Origin of the sequence: Vibrio cincinnatiensis, assembly GCF_022113815.1 — a bacterium.
In the GTDB taxonomy this organism is placed as follows: domain Bacteria; phylum Pseudomonadota; class Gammaproteobacteria; order Enterobacterales; family Vibrionaceae; genus Vibrio; species Vibrio cincinnatiensis_A.
In genome coordinates this window covers 1-17,631 of record NZ_SGOM01000001.1, presented here as the reverse complement: position 1 = coordinate 17,631, position 17,631 = coordinate 1, and the positions used below count along the sequence as shown (strand labels likewise).

Genomic DNA, 17,631 nt, shown 5'->3' with positions numbered 1-17,631 from the left:
TAGTGAAACTTCAATTAATTGCGGTCGGTACAAAAATGCCCAAATGGGTTGAGGAAGGATTTCAAGAATATCGCCGTCGTTTTCCTCATGATATGCCGCTAGAATTAATAGAAATTTCCGCGGGTAAACGAGGAAAAAATGCTGATATTGCTCGTATCTTACAAAAAGAAGGAGAAGCAATGTTAGCCGCCGTTCCTAAAGGTAACCGAATTATCACCCTAGATATTCCCGGTAAACGTTGGGATACCGAACAGTTAGCCGAACAACTCGAAAGCTGGAAATTAGATGGGCGCGATGTTTCCATTCTTATTGGCGGGCCCGAAGGTTTAGCCCCCGCCTGTAAAGCGGCAGCGGATCAAAGCTGGTCACTTTCCCCATTAACCTTACCTCATCCGCTAGTTCGGGTTGTGATGGCCGAAAGCCTTTATCGGGCATGGAGTATCACCGCGAATCATCCTTACCACCGAGAGTAAAGATTGATGAGACGTAAGCGCAGCCCCATTAGAGATTATCAAGCTGAAGCTCGATTATTCCGTCATCGAGCGATCGTCGCTTTTATCGGCATTATGATCGCCATCGGGATCTTGATCACCAACCTGTACAACATTCAGGTTAAGCAATATCAAGACTATAAAACACGCTCTAATGATAACCGTATTAAAGTGGTACCCATTGCCCCAAACCGCGGTTTGATTTATGACCGCAATGGTAACTTACTCGCAGAAAACCGCCCTGTTTTTAACTTGGAAATAATTCCAGAACAAGTCAAAGACATGGAGGATACACTGGCTCGCTTACAAGACATTCTTACCATCCCGGAAGATCGGATCGCCGCTTTTGAAAAAGATCGCAAACGCACACGCCGATTTAATGCCATTCCTCTTCTAACCCAATTAACGCAAGAAGAAGTGGCTAAGTTTTCCGTTCAACAGCATAAGTTTCCCGGAGTATCCGTAAGCGCTAACCTCAAGCGCTTCTACCCATACGGAGATGTACTCACTCATGTCATTGGTTATGTATCACGCATCAATGACCGAGACTTAGAAAGGTTGGAACGGGAAGATAAAGCGGCCAATTATCAGGCGACCCGAGACATTGGTAAGCTTGGTATTGAACGTTATTACGAAGATTTACTGCATGGAATGGCTGGCTATCAAGAAGTTGAGGTGAATAGCCGTGGTCGAGTAATCCGAACACTAAAATATGTCCCCCCCACGCCGGGCAAAGACATTGTTCTTAACCTTGATATCAAATTACAGCTATTCGTACATAAACTGTTAGATGGGCGACGAGGCTCAGCTATCGTGCTTGATCCTAAAGATAACGGTGTCTTAGCAATGGTCTCTAGCCCAAGTTATGATCCCAATGCTTTTGTACACGGTATCTCCTCTCAAGATTACAGCCGCTTGCTAAATGACATTAATCGCCCACTCGTCAACCGAGCAACCATCGGTATTTATCCCCCGGGTTCAACGGTCAAACCCTTTATTGCTGTCGCTGCTTTACACGATAAAATTATTACACCAAACACCACGCGTAATGATCCAGGATACTGGCGCATCCCCAACTCCAATACACGGCCATTTCGAGACTGGTTACGTTGGGGCCATGGCCGAGTGGATATCATCAAAGCCTTGGAAGAGTCTGTCGATACCTTTTTCTATCAAATTGCCTACGATATGGGGATTGATAGTTTATCGCACTGGATGATGCGCTTTGGTTTTGGCGATTACACAGGAATTGATATTTACGAAGAAAGCAAAGCCAACATGCCAACTCGTGAGTGGAAAATGGCTCGCCATAGAACGCCTTGGTATCAAGGTGATACCATTCCTGTCGGTATTGGACAAGGTTATTGGACTGCAACCCCGATGCAACTCGCTAAAGCAACTTCCGTATTGGCCAATAAAGGTAAAGTGATTGCGCCTCATCTGCTGCGGTCCACCATCAATAACGGTGATCCATTTTCTACTCAACAAGAATCGGAGTATGTCACTTACCCACCGATTAATGAAGTCTCTGAAAAATACTGGAACATGGCGATCGAAGGGATGTATTTAGTTAACCATGGAAAACGCGGAACCGCCCGTCGAGCCTTCCAAGGGTTAAAATACAAAAGTGCCGGAAAATCAGGGACAGCTCAAGTCTTTGGTTTAGCAGAGGGACAAGAATACAATGCAGAGGAGTTGTCGGAACATCTGCGCGACCATGCATTATTTACAGGCTTCGCTCCAACCGATAACCCAGAATTGGTGGTTACTATTGTGCTGGAAAATGCGGGAGGTGGATCAACCAATGGTGCACCACCTGTTAGACGAATTTTTGACCATGTCATATTAGCCGAACACGAGGGTAACGCAAAATGAAGATGGATCCTGCCACAGGACGAAATCGTGCTTTTTTTGAACGTTTGCATATCGATCTCCCGCTCTTGCTTGGCTTATTAGTTTTGATGTTATTTGGCCTTGTCGTCATGTACAGCGCTAGTGGCCAAAGCCTAGAGATGATGGATCGCCAAGCCATGCGTATGGTGATGGCACTATTGGTAATGTTTGGCCTTGCCCAGCTCTCTCCTCGTAGCTATGAACGGCTGGCTCCGTTTCTTTTTTTCTGCGGAGCTCTCTTGCTACTCGGTGTGCTATTTTTTGGTGAAACCTCCAAAGGGGCACAACGTTGGCTAAACTTTGGTTTTGTACGCTTTCAGCCTTCTGAACTGCTTAAATTAGCCGTTCCACTGATGGTAGCTCGCTATATAGGTAACCGTCCGATTCCTGCAGATTTGAGGACCTTAACTACCTCCTTATTCATGGTATTTTTCCCCACCATTTTAATTGCTAAACAACCCGACTTAGGTACCTCCATTTTAATTGCCGCCTCTGGCATTTTTGTCATTTTCTTAGCCGGAATCAGTTGGAAAATCATTGCCGCTGCCGCCGTTGGGGTTGGCGCATTTGTTCCGGTATTGTGGTTTTTCTTTATGCATGAATACCAAAAAACCCGAGTCCGAACGTTATTTGACCCTGAATCCGATCCACTGGGTGCTGGCTATCATATTATCCAAAGTAAAATTGCAATTGGCTCTGGGGGGATTTCGGGCAAAGGTTGGCTACATGGTACTCAATCAAACCTTGAATTCTTACCTGAACGTCATACCGACTTTATTTTCGCCGTAATTGCTGAAGAGTGGGGAATGATCGGAATTTTGGCACTGCTCTCTGTCTATTTATTTATCATTGGCCGAGGCTTGTACCTTGCCAGTAACGCACAAACCGCTTTTGGGCGAATGATGGCAGGAAGTATCGTTCTGAGCTTCTTTGTTTATGTATTTGTCAATATTGGCATGGTCAGCGGGATCTTACCTGTGGTTGGCGTTCCTCTCCCTTTAATCAGTTATGGCGGTACATCAATGGTGACACTGATGGCCGGATTCGGTATTTTGATGTCTATCCATACCCACCGAAAAGCATTTTCGAAGGCAAATTAATTCTAATGAAGTCACTCACTCTTTTTTTAACTATAGGCACACTCGCCTTCCTTGCCGGTTGTAGTAATAATCAACCAAGCGGGCGTTATTCCATCAATGATGATATCGCCCCGAATACGCCACTTTCGGTAGAACATATTGAAGATGCAACACCACAATATGAACCTTACAGTTTAGGTGGGAATCGTGATTACACATTACGAGGTAACAATTATCAAATTATTCATGACACTCAAGGGTTTACCGAAAAAGGACAAGCTTCTTGGTATGGTAAAAAATTTCATGGACATTTAACCTCCAACGGTGAAATTTATGACATGTACTCCATGAGTGCTGCGCATAAAACACTCCCACTGCCTTCTTATGTCAAAGTCACGAACTTAGATAATGGCAAAAGTACCATCGTTCGAGTCAATGACCGCGGCCCCTTCCATGAAGGGCGTATCATTGATTTAAGCTACGCAGCAGCCTATAAATTAGGAGTGTTACAAACCGGAACCGCTAATGTAGAAATTGCCGTTGTCAATACGCAAAAACCCACTTTAGCACCACTAAAGTCTCAGCAAACTCAGTACATTATTCAAGTTGCCGCTTCTCAACATGAGCAAAGAGTGCGAACTTTAGCGGAAGAAATAGGTCAAAGCTTGACGGTGCCAAGTTTTGTGGAGAGTGAAAATCAACACTACCGAATATTTTTAGGCCCGTTTACTGACTATGCCTTGACGCAAGAAACCTTAGAACGAGTAAAATCGCTCGGTTATCAAACCGCCTTTATTCGAAAAAATCTCGCTAAATAGTCACCGTAAAACACGCAGATCATGGCCACTCAGGCCTGATTTGCATGGCGGTTTCTGTTAGGATACTGAACAACTAACCAATCAGTTTTGCATTCACTATGAAAAAAAATACTTTACACATTATTTTAGCGTCTTCCATTGCGCTTTCTGCAACCTCCGTTTTTGCCTCACCGGTCGTTATTCCTGATGCTCCACAAATTGCAGCTAAAGGCTATGTTCTGATGGATTACCATTCAGGAAAAGTACTGGCAGAAAAAGAGATGAATACTAAGTTATCTCCCGCAAGCTTAACCAAAATGATGACCAGTTATGTTATTGGACAAGAGCTGAAGCGAGGCAATATTTCACTGAATGATGATGTTGTGATTAGCCGTAATGCTTGGGCAAAAAACTATCCAGATTCATCCAAAATGTTCATTGAAGTTGGCACAACGGTTAAGGTTAGTGATCTGAACAAAGGGATTATTATCCAATCGGGTAATGATGCTTGTGTCGCTATGGCCGAACACATTGCTGGTTCAGAAGATGCCTTTGTTGATTTAATGAATGCTTGGGCTACCTCACTGAGCATGGGTAACACTCATTTTGCTAATGTTCATGGATTAGATAACGATAACCTCTATTCAACACCTTATGATATGGCGTTATTAGGCCAAGCCCTAATTCGAGACGTGCCTGATGAGTACGCGCTCTATTCCGAGCAGAAATTTACCTACAATGGCATAACTCAGTACAACCGCAACGGTTTGTTGTGGGATAAAAGCATGAATGTTGATGGCATTAAAACGGGTCATACTTCAAATGCAGGATACAGCTTAGTGAGCTCAGCAACGGAAGGAAAAATGCGTTTAATTGCTGTTGTTATGGGCACTAAAGACATCAACGCTCGTAAATCAGAAAGTAAGAAGTTACTGAGTTATGGTTTCCGTTTCTTTGAAACCGTTGCTCCACATAAAGCAGGTGAAACTTTTGTTAACGAAACCATCTGGATGGGTGACAAATCCACGGTATCACTGGGTGTAAACGAAGATACGTATGTCACCCTTCCTCGTGGACAAGCAAAAGATTTAACCGCTAGCTTTGTCCTTGAAAAAGAGCTAAAAGCCCCCATTAATAAAGGTGATGTCGTAGGTACGCTTTACTACCAATTACAAGGTAATGATGTCGCTCAATACCCATTAATGGCATTAGAAGATGTCAAAGAAGGAGGCTTGTTTAGCCGTCTTTGGGACTACATCGTATTATTGTTCAAAGGACTCTTTTAGTTTCGACATGAATGAGGAATGGACGGCGCTTGAGTTAGCTGGCGTCCATTCGTCTTGTTTGGGCAACTTGAGTTCTTTTTTGATTAACGCTACTATTCGCCACCGCTTAATTTGATGCCAAACTTGGAGTCTCCACTATGATGACAATAAACTCTGATGCAAAACTGAAAGATCTGCTAGAGTTCCCTTGCTCCTTTACATATAAAGTAATGGGTCATGCGAAACCTGAGCTACCAGAGCTTGTCTTGGAAGTGATTCAACGCCATGCTCCAGGTGATTACAGCCCTCGAATCAAACCCAGTGGCAAAGGAAATTATCATTCGGTTTCTATCACCATTACCGCCACCTCTATCGAGCAGGTCGAGACACTCTATCAAGAGTTAGGCGATATTGAGATCGTGCGTATGGTACTGTAAAAGATCGCCATCAATTATTTTTAGATAAAATCAATTATTTTTTAAAGCAGCCGTAGGCTGCTTTTTATTTATTTATCAGAAAGTTAAAATAAATGTATAAAAATTGTGGTTAAAAAAGCCCAGCGCATGAGTAGTTCAAATAGCCTAAGACGTTTATAATCGAAAAACTTTATATATCACGAATGGGCAATGACTATGGACACTCAGCTTGTTATCAGACAATTAGGTCGACAAGATTACTTACCTGTTTGGCAAGCGATGCACCATTTCACCAATCAACGAGACGAAACGACCAGTGATGAAATTTGGTTCGTTGAACATAACCCCGTGTTTACTCAAGGCCAAGCAGGAAAACCTGAGCACCTTCTCAATCCTGGTGATATTCCTATTGTACAAAGTGATCGCGGAGGCCAAGTCACCTATCATGGGCCCGGCCAACTCGTGGCATATATCCTTATCAATCTAAGACGCAAAAATCTAGGCGTGCGAGATCTGGTCAGCCATATTGAACAGTTAATCATCGATACACTAAAGGCCTATCATATTCACTCCACTGCTCGACCAGATGCACCTGGAGTTTATGTAGCAGAGAAAAAAATCTGTTCTCTCGGTTTACGTATTCGTCGAGGCTGTTCATTTCATGGTTTGGCCCTTAATGTCAATATGGACCTCTCCCCTTTCCTCCGCATTAATCCTTGTGGTTATCAAGGGATGGAAATGACTCAAGTTTCCGACTTAGGAGGCCCTCATCGCCTTGAAGATGTTGAACAAAAGATGATCCAAGAGCTTGTCCGTTTATTCGGTTATCAACAAGTCGAATTCAGCACAGAAGCACCTTTAACAGGTAAAACAGCATGAGCAAACCAATTCAAATGGAAAAAGGCGTTAAATATCGTGACGCCGATAAAATGGCCTTAATTCCGGTTAAGACAATGCCAACAGAACAGCAAGAAGTCTTACGTAAACCCGCGTGGATGAAGATAAAATTACCCGCTGACAGTCAGCGTATTCAAGATATAAAGGCTGCAATGCGTAAAAATAATCTCCACTCAGTGTGTGAAGAAGCTTCTTGCCCAAACCTCGCAGAATGCTTCAATCACGGCACAGCCACCTTTATGATTCTTGGCGCGATTTGTACTCGTCGTTGCCCCTTCTGCGATGTTGCCCATGGCCGCCCTATCGCACCCGATAGCGAAGAACCCCAAAAACTGGCCCAAACCATCCATGATATGAAACTCAAATATGTGGTAATCACCTCGGTTGATCGTGATGATTTACGTGATGGAGGAGCCCAACATTTTGCCGATTGTAACCGGGAGATCAGAGCACTCAACCCCGGCATTCGAATAGAAACATTAGTGCCCGATTTTCGGGGTCGCATGGATATCGCTTTGGATAAACTCAATGATAACCCACCCGATGTTTTTAACCATAACCTTGAAACCGCACCTCGTTTGTATCGTAAAGCTCGCCCCGGAGCAAACTACAAGTGGTCACTTGAACTGTTGAAACAATTTAAAGAAAGGCACCCTGAAGTCCCCACAAAATCAGGCTTAATGATGGGGCTTGGGGAAACCAAAGAAGAGATCATTGAAGTACTCAAAGACTTGCGCGCACACGGTGTCACCATGTTAACGCTAGGCCAATATCTAGCACCCAGTCGCCACCATTTACCCGTTGAACGCTACGTACCGCCCGAAGAGTTTGATGAGTTAAAAGAAATCGCCCTTGAGCTTGGCTTTACCCATGCTGCTTGCGGGCCATTTGTACGCTCTTCCTACCATGCTGATTTGCAAGCTAAAGGCATGGAAGTTAAATAAATCACCTAATCAGTCAATAGATAAAGTCGCTTCAAAGAAGGAGCGACTTTATTACTCAAACGAACGCTCAGTTTCACTCTTTTTTATTTTTATTAACACTAATCTTTTATTCAAAAATCGTTTATAGCATCATGCTGCTTTACTGGACATGATGCTATAAACGATATATTTCAACAGGTTCATACTCGGCAAAGCCTCGATTCTATCATTGAGTTATTGAGTAAATTTCAGTGATCTCTGTTCAAAGATTCTCTTTTTCTTTCTTATTGAGATTTTACACACCAAATTATTGTGTGGAGAATACCTCCGTTTCTACCTTTCATCGGTTTGGAATACTTAGCGGATGAATGCTCAAAGCTAAACAGCAGATGGACAAGTTTATGACAATCTCTTCTATTTTTAAGCTGAAATACGTACTGCCCATCCTGTTATTGATTTTTTTTGTTCAGGAGAGCGATGCCAGTATGTTTGGATTTTTTAAAAAACTTAATAAGGAAAATAAGGGAACTGTAGAAGTATTCCCAGCCGTATCTGGTCAACTGACTTATAATAATCAGCCCCTCAAAAACGTTAGGGTAAAACGTTCATATAATTATATCGATGTTATGAAAAAAGACAAAGATGATTATACTACCACGGATGAAGATGGTTATTTTTCCTTTCCTGAAATAATAATGAACAATGCGCCCACATACAATTTGGCCGGTGTTATTATAATCTGGCAAGCGATTGTAATTGATGACAGTGACTATCCGGAATTTAGTGATTCTTATTTATGGTATACAAATTCAAGGGGTATAAAACATGTTTATTACTTCAAAGAAATGCTATCACAACTTAATTGTGAGTTAACCAATTCAGAAAGCATGCTTCAAGTTATTCATGCCGGATTTCCAAGTGGCGTTGTATCTTTCAATGTTTATAGCGTTTGCCGTTGGCCAGAGAGAGAAAAAATAGAAAAACAAAAACAGAAAGATCTTGAATTGTATGATGAACTCAAACCAGCCGAACACTATGGTGATTATCTATAAATAAGGAATGTTATAATGGCAACATTAAGCCCTAAACTTGCTTCTGAATTAGCTTTTGGCGTATATGCTATTAGGGAGAGCGGAAATATAAAAAGAGCCGAGTATGGTAGTGTTTCTAAACATATATCGCTTCAAGAACGATTAGTTGGTAAAACGGGAGGCTATATTTTTAATAAGCAAACAGGATTTGCCATATTAGGCCTTGGTAAGGGTGTTTACTCCGGAGACGCTGTGATTGCTATCCGTGGAACAAACACAACATCTGGGCATGATTGGTCTACCAATGCTCAAATCGGCCTTCGTGGAACGGTAAACGGTCAAACAGCCCATGCAGGGTTTATTCGTACTTTTCATTCCCTGCGCCCTCAGTTAGAGAAATTTCTTAACGATTGGCATAAAAGTGTAAAAGGACGCGGAACCGTTCATTGTGTTGGTCATAGTCTAGGTGGCGCATTAGCAACGTTAACCGCCGATTGGATAGCAGGAGGCAAGCTTGCTAGTCAAGTTAACCTTTATACCTTCGGTGCTCCTCGAGTTGGGCTGCAGGGTTTTGCTTTAGCCAATACCCATAGAGTTAACCATATTTACCGCTGCACTCATGGCGCAGATCCAGTGCCAAAAATTCCTTTATGGCCTTTTATGCACTCCCCCTATAAAGGGATTGAATATCGGTTAGACAGTAGTCAAGGAATGAATCAATACGCTCATGGTATGGATCCATTTGCTGGGGCTATCCCCGGTTATTTAGCAAGCGCAAAAAAAGGCCAATGGGGCGATTTGCGCCAAGCCGCCAGCGAATACCTACACCCTGTTCGCTTAGATTACGATAAACGCAATCAAGCCAGCTACAGCGATTACTGGATGCAAAAATTAAGTGCGGCCTTGATTACCCTACTAAAAGATACGAAATATTACTCTGCCATTGCATTACAAGGGGCAATATGTGCGGGAGCAACCTTTTATGACCTTATCGCTCAAACCCTTGAAAAAATTGCAGCAGCGGGAGAGAAGGCAGCGGCGCAAGTCAAAGGATTATTAGGGCATATGCTGGTTTTTGCTGGTTCGGCCGTCACCATAGTGAAAGACCTCACTTATGCTACGATTCGAGCTATTTTCACCAAAATGCTTAACCGATTATACCGAGATGTAAGAGAAGCGCTTAAGTCGACGTTTCGTGACTAGTGGTATAGCAAGAACGACTCGGCAATATCATGTATTTGTGGGGAATCCCGTAAGAGAGATTGTAAAAATTCCCTATAATTTATCACATAGATACGAGATATTACGGCAGCATAACGATATCAAGCGGTCAATGATGCACAAACCGAAAACAGTCAGCATTTTTTCGGCTTTTTTTATTAAACAAGGTTAATAGATCGGTAAAAATGCTTATACTTGGATAGACAGAACATCGCTATCAAGAAAATAAGGATCATTCTAATGAATAAAGTCGGCTTTCTTGCTTTATTAGCCGTAGCAGTGACTGCTGGATGTAGTTCGAATACCCAGCAAGATAATTTTCGTGAAGCCTCTTTTGAGCTATGCAATACCGAAGTCAACATCTATTCAGTCAGTGACGATGGTCGAGTACGCATTGTCTGCGCCGATGGCTCCAAGTTTGCTCTACAAAGTGAACAAACATTAAACACCATGCGAGATATCAACATTGATTATTGTGATGGTGAAGGGTTGGGTAAATTTAGTGAAAGCAACAAATACTATCTTTTCCAATGTAAGTCAGGAACCTTGCTGAGCATTTCGAAATAACACCCGTAAGCTGTCAATCAGATAAGCAAATAAGGCCCGCAAAATGCGGGCCTTATCCTTATTATCCAATCAATGGTTATGCGTAAACAGGTAGGCGTTTACAAATTGCCAATACTTTCTGTTTCGTCGCTTCAATGACGGCTTGATCGTTGATGTTATCTAATACATCACACATCCAGTTAGCCAAATCTTTCGCATCTTGCTCCGTAAAGCCACGACGAGTAATCGCTGGGCTACCAACACGGATACCAGACGTAACAAATGGGCTACGAGGATCGTTGGGTACCGAGTTTTTATTGACGGTAATATTCGCAGCACCTAGCGCAGCATCAGCATCTTTACCGGTAATATCTTTATCGATAAGATCGACCAAAAATAGGTGGTTTTCAGTACCATTGGATACAATTTTATAACCACGAGCTTGGAACTGGCTCACCATTGCTTTTGCATTCTGCACGACTCGTGCTTGATAAGCTTTAAATTCAGGTTCCATGGCTTCTTTGAATGCCACCGCTTTGCCCGCGATAACATGCATCAGAGGGCCACCTTGACCACCAGGGAACACGGCTGAATTCAGTTTTTTATACAACTCTTCACCTGCGTTTGACAAAATCAAACCACCGCGAGGGCCGGCCAAAGTTTTGTGCGTCGTAGTTGTCACTACATGTGCATGGGGTACTGGAGTCGGATAAACACCAGCGGCAACCAAACCTGCAACGTGAGCCATATCAACAAATAGATACGCATCGATCTTATCAGCAATTTCACGCATCCGTTTCCAATCAACGATTTGTGAGTATGCAGAAAAACCACCGATGATCATTTTAGGCTTATGCTCAAGCGCAAGAGCTTCCATTTCGTCATAATTAATCTGGCCACTCTCATCAATACCATAAGGAATGATGTTGTAAAGCTTGCCAGAAAAGTTAACCGGAGAACCGTGCGTTAAATGACCACCATGTGCTAGGCTCATCCCCAGAACCGTGTCGCCTGGGTTTAGTAGTGCCATATAAACGGCACTGTTTGCCTGAGATCCAGAGTGCGGTTGTACGTTTGCATATTCACAGCCAAACAACTGACAAGCTCGGTCTATCGCTAATGCTTCTGCTTTATCAACGTATTCACAGCCACCATAATAGCGTTTACCAGGGTAACCTTCTGCATATTTGTTGGTTAATTGAGAACCTTGCGCTTCCATAACCCGTGGGCTAGTGTAGTTTTCTGAAGCAATAAGCTCGATGTGTTCTTCTTGGCGAAGTGTTTCTTCTTGGATTGCTGCGAATAGCTCCGCATCGTAATCAGCGATATTCATATCACGCTTAAGCATCTGTATCTCCTGACTCAGATTTATCTGAAATTAGCTAAAAACCACACAATGACCCAACGCAAACGTTTTCGTCACCCTAATGGCGCGCATTCTACCTAATTTGTTCTTTAGCATAAAGCCCAAATTACACAAAATATCATGCAGTTTTTTCATAATGGTTGGCAAGTTTTTTCATCTTCACAACTTAGAAAAAGAAAAGCGCTTATCGATGTGTCAATTTTACGCTTTACACTCTGTAAAGCGCCAGTGACATAGGTGTACCTTAATTTTGTAAAGCTTGCTACCGAAAATAATGAGTTTTCATTAGTATACCCAATAAGTTGCCTGAATTGATTCATTTAGGCGGTTATCGTATTTTCACCAGTCAGCATTTGTTGATTCATCCTTTTTGGCGTATCGCCACACGACTCAACGTCGCCACAAGCTAGTGCATGAACCCTCACATAAAAAAGGGGGTAGACATAACCAGCAGCGATATTTATATGAAGTCAGTAAGATAAGTAGTGTATTAATAACAATGGAAAAACATACTCATAAAGAAGATATTATCGCCATGCTCACGGGCACCTTTTTAGTTGCTCAGGGCGTTTTTTTTCTTCAAGCTGGCCAACTGATTACGGGGGGAACTACCGGGCTTGCTTTACTTTTGACCCATTTTTTACCTTGGTCATTCGGCTGGCTCTACTTTATTGCTAATAGTCCATTTTATCTGTTGGCTTGGCAGCGTTTTGGACACCGCTTTGCTTTTAATAGCATTATGTCAGGTGCGCTGGTGTCCATTTTTACCGATCACTTATCACTGTTTATCTCACTTAATACCGTCAATTCCTTCTATTGTGCTTTAGCTGGTGGATTATTGATGGGGCTGGGAATGCTGATCCTATTTCGTCATCGTTCAAGTTTGGGAGGGTTTAATGTGCTTTGTCTGTATATTCAAGATCGATTTGCCATTTCGGTTGGTAAAACACAAATGGCGATTGATGGCATCATCTTAGTTGCCTCATTGTTACTGGTTTCTCCTGTCACAATCCTACTGTCCGTTTTTGGCGCATTTATCTTAAATATAGTATTAACTATGAACCATAAACCAACTCGCTATAAAGTAACCTATCAACCTTGAGCTTTAAAATCCTTACAGCTAAACAGAATGAAGCCCACAATGAATTATGGGCTTCATTCTTTTCGTCCATTTGTTAATGGCTGACTCTTCCTTTTACGTCATGGCTCAGTGCTTTATTGAGCTCAGCTTCTACATGACCTGGGGAGCGAGTTGCTTGAGACAATAAGCGATACATTGCCGGCACCACAAATAAGGTGACGAATGAAGCGAACCCCATACCAAAGAAAATGACCGTTCCTACCGACACTCGGCTTTCATAGCCCGCACCGGTAGAAAGAATCAATGGAATAGAACCAGCTAAGGTCGTAAATGCCGTCATTAAAATGGGCCTTAACCGGCGCGCGGACGCATCAACAATCGCCTGTTCAAACTCATAGCCACGATCCCGCAATTGGTTGGCGAACTCAACAATTAAAATGCCATTTTTGGTCACCATACCTATCAGCATGATCATGCCGATCTGACTATAGATATTCATGCCCTGATCCATCACAAGCAGACCGAGAAAACCGCCAAATACCCCCATTGGAACAGTAAACATAACCACCAATGGGTTGATAAAGCTTTCAAACTGAGCAGCTAAAACCAGATATGCCACCAAAAGAGCCAATGCAAAAACAACCGCAACACTGGACTGATTCTCTTTGAAGTCTTTCGACTCCCCAGAGTAACTCACCGTAATATCGCTAGGTAACATTTCTATTGCTTTTTGATCTAAAAAGTCCAACGCTTGCCCCAAAGTGTATCCTTCAACTAAGTTCGCAGTGATGGTGATCGACTTTTGCTTGTTGTAGTGAGAAAGGCGAATGGGGGAAGCAATTTCTTCAATATGCGTGATCGTATCGAGTGTGACCAATTCTCCCGATGAAGTTCTCATGTAGATTTGGCTAAGATCGGCCACATTATTAAAGCTATTTTCATCACCACGTAAGTAGACATCATATTCTTCGCCCCGCTCAACGAATGTGGTAACTTTTTTCCCACCCAACATGACTTCCAATGTGTCCGATAATTCTTGAACACTGATCCCCAATTCTGCAGCCCTCTGCCGATCAACTGACACCACCAATTCGGGCGTTTTTTCTGAATAGTTGGTATCAACACCAGTCATCATGGCTGAGTTCATCGCCTCTTGTTGCAAAATCTCGCTCCATGTTTGCAACTCAGCATAATCGGCCCCACCCAATACAAATTGAACAGGTTCGTTAGAGCCACCACCAAATCCTGGCATAAAAGGAAACACGCGCACATCAGGAATACCAGCTAATGCTTGACGCACTTGCCCCAGAGCTTGTTGCGCTGTCACCGCTCGCTCATTCCAATCATCTAGAATCATGATAACAAAGCCAGTTTGATCCCCTGCATTACCACCAAAGGCTGGAGATTGAATACTGAATGACTTCAAGAACCCTTGCCCTAATAGTGGTAATAAACGCGACTCAACCAAATCCATGTTCGCTGCCATTCGGTTATAACTGGTTGCATCCGCACCGCGGACAAAAGCCAGAATAACGCCTCGGTCCTCTGAAGGAGTTAGCTGCGCGGGAACAAGACTATTTAAAGAATAACTGCCTCCAATACAGGCAAGGATCACCACAGGTGCAATCCACTTCCAACGCAGCGCTCCTCTAAGAGCAAAACGGTAACCAGACTCTAACCGATTAAATAAACGATCCACCAATGAAGTAAAACGAGTGGGCTGAGTATTACTTTTTAAAATTTTACTGCCTAATACCGGGGTGAGTGTTAATGCGATTAATGATGAAAAAATCACCGCCATCGATAACAAAACGGAAAACTCTGTAAACAATAGCCCCACCATTCCATCCATAAATGAAATGGGCAAGAAGACCATCACCAACACTAACGTAGTAGCAATCACAGCAAAACCCACTTCTCGAGTACCTTTATAGGCCGCCAGTAGCGGTTTTTCACCTTGCTCAATATGGTGATAGATGTTTTCCATCACCACGATTGCATCATCAACCACTAAACCAATCGACAAAATTAGCGCCATTAAAGTGATAAGGTTGATGGAAAAACCAAAATAATAGGCAGCAATAAAGGATGAAATCAGAGATACTGGTACGGTAACAGCGGGAATCAAGGTTGCCCTAGCCTGTCCAATAAAAATGTACAGTACCAATACAACTAACCCACCAGTGATAAATAAGGTGCTGTAAACTTCATCAATAGAGCGTTCAATAAAAACGGTGGAGTCATAGTCAATCGCCAGCCGAGTTCCATCCGGTAAAAATTGCTGGATGCGATCAACTTCTTGATGGACGCGCTGAGCGACTTCAAGCGGGTTAGCATCTGACTGCGGTACGATCCCCATACTCACGTTCACCACGCCATCACTTTTAAAGGTGGAGTTTTCGTTTTCAGCACCAATAAAGACATCCGCAACATCTTGTAAATAAATGGGGGAACGATCGCTGGCTTGCTTTATCACTAAATATTGAAAATCTTCCGGTGTTTGATAACTTCTCGCGGTACGAACCGACATCACCGTTGAATCATTCCGAACCTCCCCACCGGGGCTTTCTATATTTTCACGCCGTAATGCACTGGAAATATCGGTTGTTGTGATGCCTCGTCCTGCCATTTGCTCGGGCTTAAGGCGTACATACATCACTTTATACAAGCCTCCAGAAACATCCACCGAGCTAACGCCACTGATCAAACTAAAACGGTCAACCAAGACTCGATCGATATAATCCGTTAACTGAGTTCGATCCATCGAGGAAGAGCTTAAATTGATATAGACTGAAGCTTGACCTGAGCCATTATTTTTAAACACCAGTGGATCATCCGCTTCTTCCGGCAAAGAGCGTTGCGCTCTGGCAACTGCATCACGAATATCACTGACCCCAGTATTTAAATCGTAACCTAAATCAAAAGTTACCGTAATACGTGACATCCCATTACGCGTCACAGAGCTAATTTCATCAATACCGCTAATTCCGGCCAGTTGATCTTCCAGTATCGAGGTAATTTGGCTTTCAATAATGGTTGCAGAAGCACCCGAATATCGAGTTGATATTGAAACCACTGGGTTTTCAATATCCGGCATTTCTCGAACGGCCAGTTTAGAGAAAGAAACAAAACCAAACACACACAACAGTAGACTCAAAACAACAGCGGCAACAGGGCGTTTAACAGAAAGGTCAGATAACAACATTACTGCTCACCTCTAACGATAGGATACCCCTCTGGGGTGACTTCCATCACCGATAACCCATCCCGCATATTAACAATCCCTTGGACAACAATACGCTGCCCAATCGACAAACCTTTTTCTATTACCACTTGATTTTCGATCCGTGCCCCTAGAAAAACTTCGGTTCGGGTTACCCTTTGATCATCCCCAAGAACGTAAACATAACGTTTCGTGCCTGAATACTCTAAGGCTTGCACTGGAATAATTGGCGCACTGATGGCAGGGAAATGTATCCGGGCAGAAAGCAGCATTCCCGGTTTTAGTTTTCCATCTTTATTATCAAAATGAATTCGAACAGGCAGGTTCAGTGTTTCTTGATTGATTCGTGAGTTCATCGCAACCAAAGTGCCATTAAAGGTTTGCTCAGGCCAAGCTGGGGTTTGACCAAATACGGTCATGCCCAGCGATAAACTGGACAAATAACGTTCAGGAATTGCCAAATCTAGGCGCATGAGCGATAAATTGTCTAAGGTCATCAATTCACTACCAACATTAACCAATTGGCCTTGGCTAAAATCAATAAACCCAATAGTGCCATCAAAAGGTGCAACAAGATGTAAATCCGCCAATTGTGCTTTGGCGGCATCGAATCGAGCTTGAGCAATATCAACACTGGCTTTTTGCGCATCCAACTCCGTTTGCGTAATGGCATTACGCTTAACCAAGCGTTCAAATTCTGCTAGCTTACGTTGTTCATCGGCCAAATAAGCCTGAGCTTCTGTCACTGCCGCTTGCGCTTTATTGTCATTTAACTTGACCAATAACTGGCCTTTTTTAACCGTTTGGTTCGTTTTTACGGCAATAAGTTCTACTTTTCCCGACACTTCAGAAGCAATATTGACCGATTGTTCAGCCTGAAGTTTGCCAACTAAAGATAAGCTTTGTGATACTTGGTGAGTTTGTACGGCTTCAATCACAACAGGGACGGCTTTGACCTCATTTGAAGCCAAAGTAGAAAAAGCCCACACAGCCGTGAATACACATAGAGAACGAACAAGAAATGGTGTTTTTTTCATAGTTAAAGTCAAACGATAAGAAACTCTGCCTATTGTAACCTGTTATCTTCTCAATAAACGTCAAGTAACGTAAAGATCACAGAGAAAATCGTACTCAGCGCCGTAGCTTAGCAGCATCATACGACAATACCTGACAACTTCTGCCCAAAAAGCCAGCATTCAGATCAAAATAACAAAAAAAGGGTTTACAGTAAGAGCGAGTTTGATAATATGCGCTCCGCAGCTAATTGATGTGTTGGGAAAACATTGATTAACTTACGAAGTCATCATTGATTCTTCGTTAAACCTCTTGGAGGGGTTCCCGAGTGGCTAAAGGGAGCAGACTGTAAATCTGCCGGCTCCGCCTTCGATGGTTCGAATCCGTC

The 17,631-nt window shown here is 42.9% G+C and carries 15 protein-coding genes; 12 read left to right on the top strand and 3 right to left on the bottom strand.

Annotated elements, in window-relative coordinates; all coding sequences use genetic code 11:
• Positions 1-2 precede the first annotated feature (2 nt).
• The 11 genes from rlmH (at position 3) to EXA13_RS00025 (ending at position 10,580) form a co-directional block, all read left to right on the top strand.
• On the top strand, positions 3-473 hold the full coding sequence (gene rlmH, locus EXA13_RS00075; RefSeq protein ID WP_154115939.1) for a 23S rRNA (pseudouridine(1915)-N(3))-methyltransferase RlmH: 471 nt from the start codon (positions 3-5) through the stop codon (positions 471-473).
• 6 nt (positions 474-479) lie between these two features.
• Positions 480-2,366 (top strand): penicillin-binding protein 2, encoded by a 1,887-nt coding sequence (gene mrdA / locus EXA13_RS00070; RefSeq protein WP_238131302.1) that lies wholly within the window; start codon positions 480-482, stop codon positions 2,364-2,366.
• On the top strand, positions 2,363-3,484 hold the full coding sequence (gene rodA / locus EXA13_RS00065; RefSeq protein ID WP_238131301.1) for a rod shape-determining protein RodA: 1,122 nt from the start codon (positions 2,363-2,365) through the stop codon (positions 3,482-3,484). The genes mrdA and rodA overlap by 4 nt, the downstream gene beginning before the upstream one ends.
• A gap of 5 nt (positions 3,485-3,489) precedes the next feature.
• Positions 3,490-4,281 carry a septal ring lytic transglycosylase RlpA family protein gene (locus tag EXA13_RS00060; protein ID WP_238131300.1) on the top strand — a complete coding sequence of 264 codons (792 nt, stop codon included), beginning with the start codon at positions 3,490-3,492 and terminating at the stop codon, positions 4,279-4,281.
• 98 nt (positions 4,282-4,379) lie between these two features.
• A complete protein-coding gene (locus tag EXA13_RS00055; RefSeq protein ID WP_238131299.1) occupies positions 4,380-5,546 on the top strand; it encodes a serine hydrolase in 1,167 nt (388 codons plus the stop codon).
• A gap of 137 nt (positions 5,547-5,683) precedes the next feature.
• On the top strand, positions 5,684-5,962 hold the full coding sequence (ybeD, locus tag EXA13_RS00050; RefSeq protein WP_238131298.1) for a DUF493 family protein YbeD: 279 nt from the start codon (positions 5,684-5,686) through the stop codon (positions 5,960-5,962).
• 195 nt (positions 5,963-6,157) lie between these two features.
• Complete coding sequence (gene lipB, locus EXA13_RS00045; protein ID WP_238131297.1) at positions 6,158-6,820, top strand: lipoyl(octanoyl) transferase LipB; 663 nt, start codon at positions 6,158-6,160, stop codon at positions 6,818-6,820.
• Positions 6,817-7,782 carry a lipoyl synthase gene (gene lipA, locus EXA13_RS00040; RefSeq protein WP_238096822.1) on the top strand — a complete coding sequence of 322 codons (966 nt, stop codon included), beginning with the start codon at positions 6,817-6,819 and terminating at the stop codon, positions 7,780-7,782. Before lipB ends, lipA begins: the two co-directional genes overlap by 4 nt.
• A 380-nt stretch (positions 7,783-8,162) precedes the next feature.
• Entirely contained in the window at positions 8,163-8,813 is a 651-nt protein-coding gene (locus EXA13_RS00035; RefSeq protein WP_238131296.1) for a DUF4198 domain-containing protein, read from the top strand.
• A 15-nt stretch (positions 8,814-8,828) separates the two neighbouring features.
• On the top strand, positions 8,829-9,995 hold the full coding sequence (locus EXA13_RS00030) for a lipase family protein (protein WP_238131295.1): 1,167 nt from the start codon (positions 8,829-8,831) through the stop codon (positions 9,993-9,995).
• Between the two features lie 258 nt (positions 9,996-10,253).
• The gene (locus tag EXA13_RS00025; RefSeq protein ID WP_238131294.1) at positions 10,254-10,580 is read left to right on the top strand and encodes a hypothetical protein; all 327 of its coding nucleotides are present in this window, start codon (positions 10,254-10,256) and stop codon (positions 10,578-10,580) included.
• A 76-nt stretch (positions 10,581-10,656) separates the two neighbouring features.
• Here EXA13_RS00025 and glyA read toward each other — a convergent pair whose 3' ends face one another.
• Positions 10,657-11,907, bottom strand: a complete 1,251-nt coding sequence (glyA, locus tag EXA13_RS00020; RefSeq protein WP_238131293.1) for a serine hydroxymethyltransferase — start codon at positions 11,905-11,907, stop codon at positions 10,657-10,659.
• Between the two features lie 517 nt (positions 11,908-12,424).
• Between glyA and EXA13_RS00015 the strand changes: the two genes are divergently transcribed.
• Positions 12,425-13,027, top strand: coding sequence for a YitT family protein (locus tag EXA13_RS00015; protein ID WP_238131292.1), 603 nt, complete (start codon positions 12,425-12,427; stop codon positions 13,025-13,027).
• Between the two features lie 73 nt (positions 13,028-13,100).
• Here EXA13_RS00015 and vexH read toward each other — a convergent pair whose 3' ends face one another.
• Together vexH and EXA13_RS00005 are read right to left on the bottom strand one after the other, a co-directional pair.
• Positions 13,101-16,211, bottom strand: a complete 3,111-nt coding sequence (gene vexH, locus EXA13_RS00010) for a vibriobactin export RND transporter permease subunit VexH (protein WP_238131291.1) — start codon at positions 16,209-16,211, stop codon at positions 13,101-13,103.
• Complete coding sequence (locus EXA13_RS00005; protein ID WP_238131290.1) at positions 16,211-17,266, bottom strand: efflux RND transporter periplasmic adaptor subunit; 1,056 nt, start codon at positions 17,264-17,266, stop codon at positions 16,211-16,213. Before EXA13_RS00005 ends, vexH begins: the two co-directional genes overlap by 1 nt.
• Positions 17,267-17,631 lie beyond the last annotated feature (365 nt).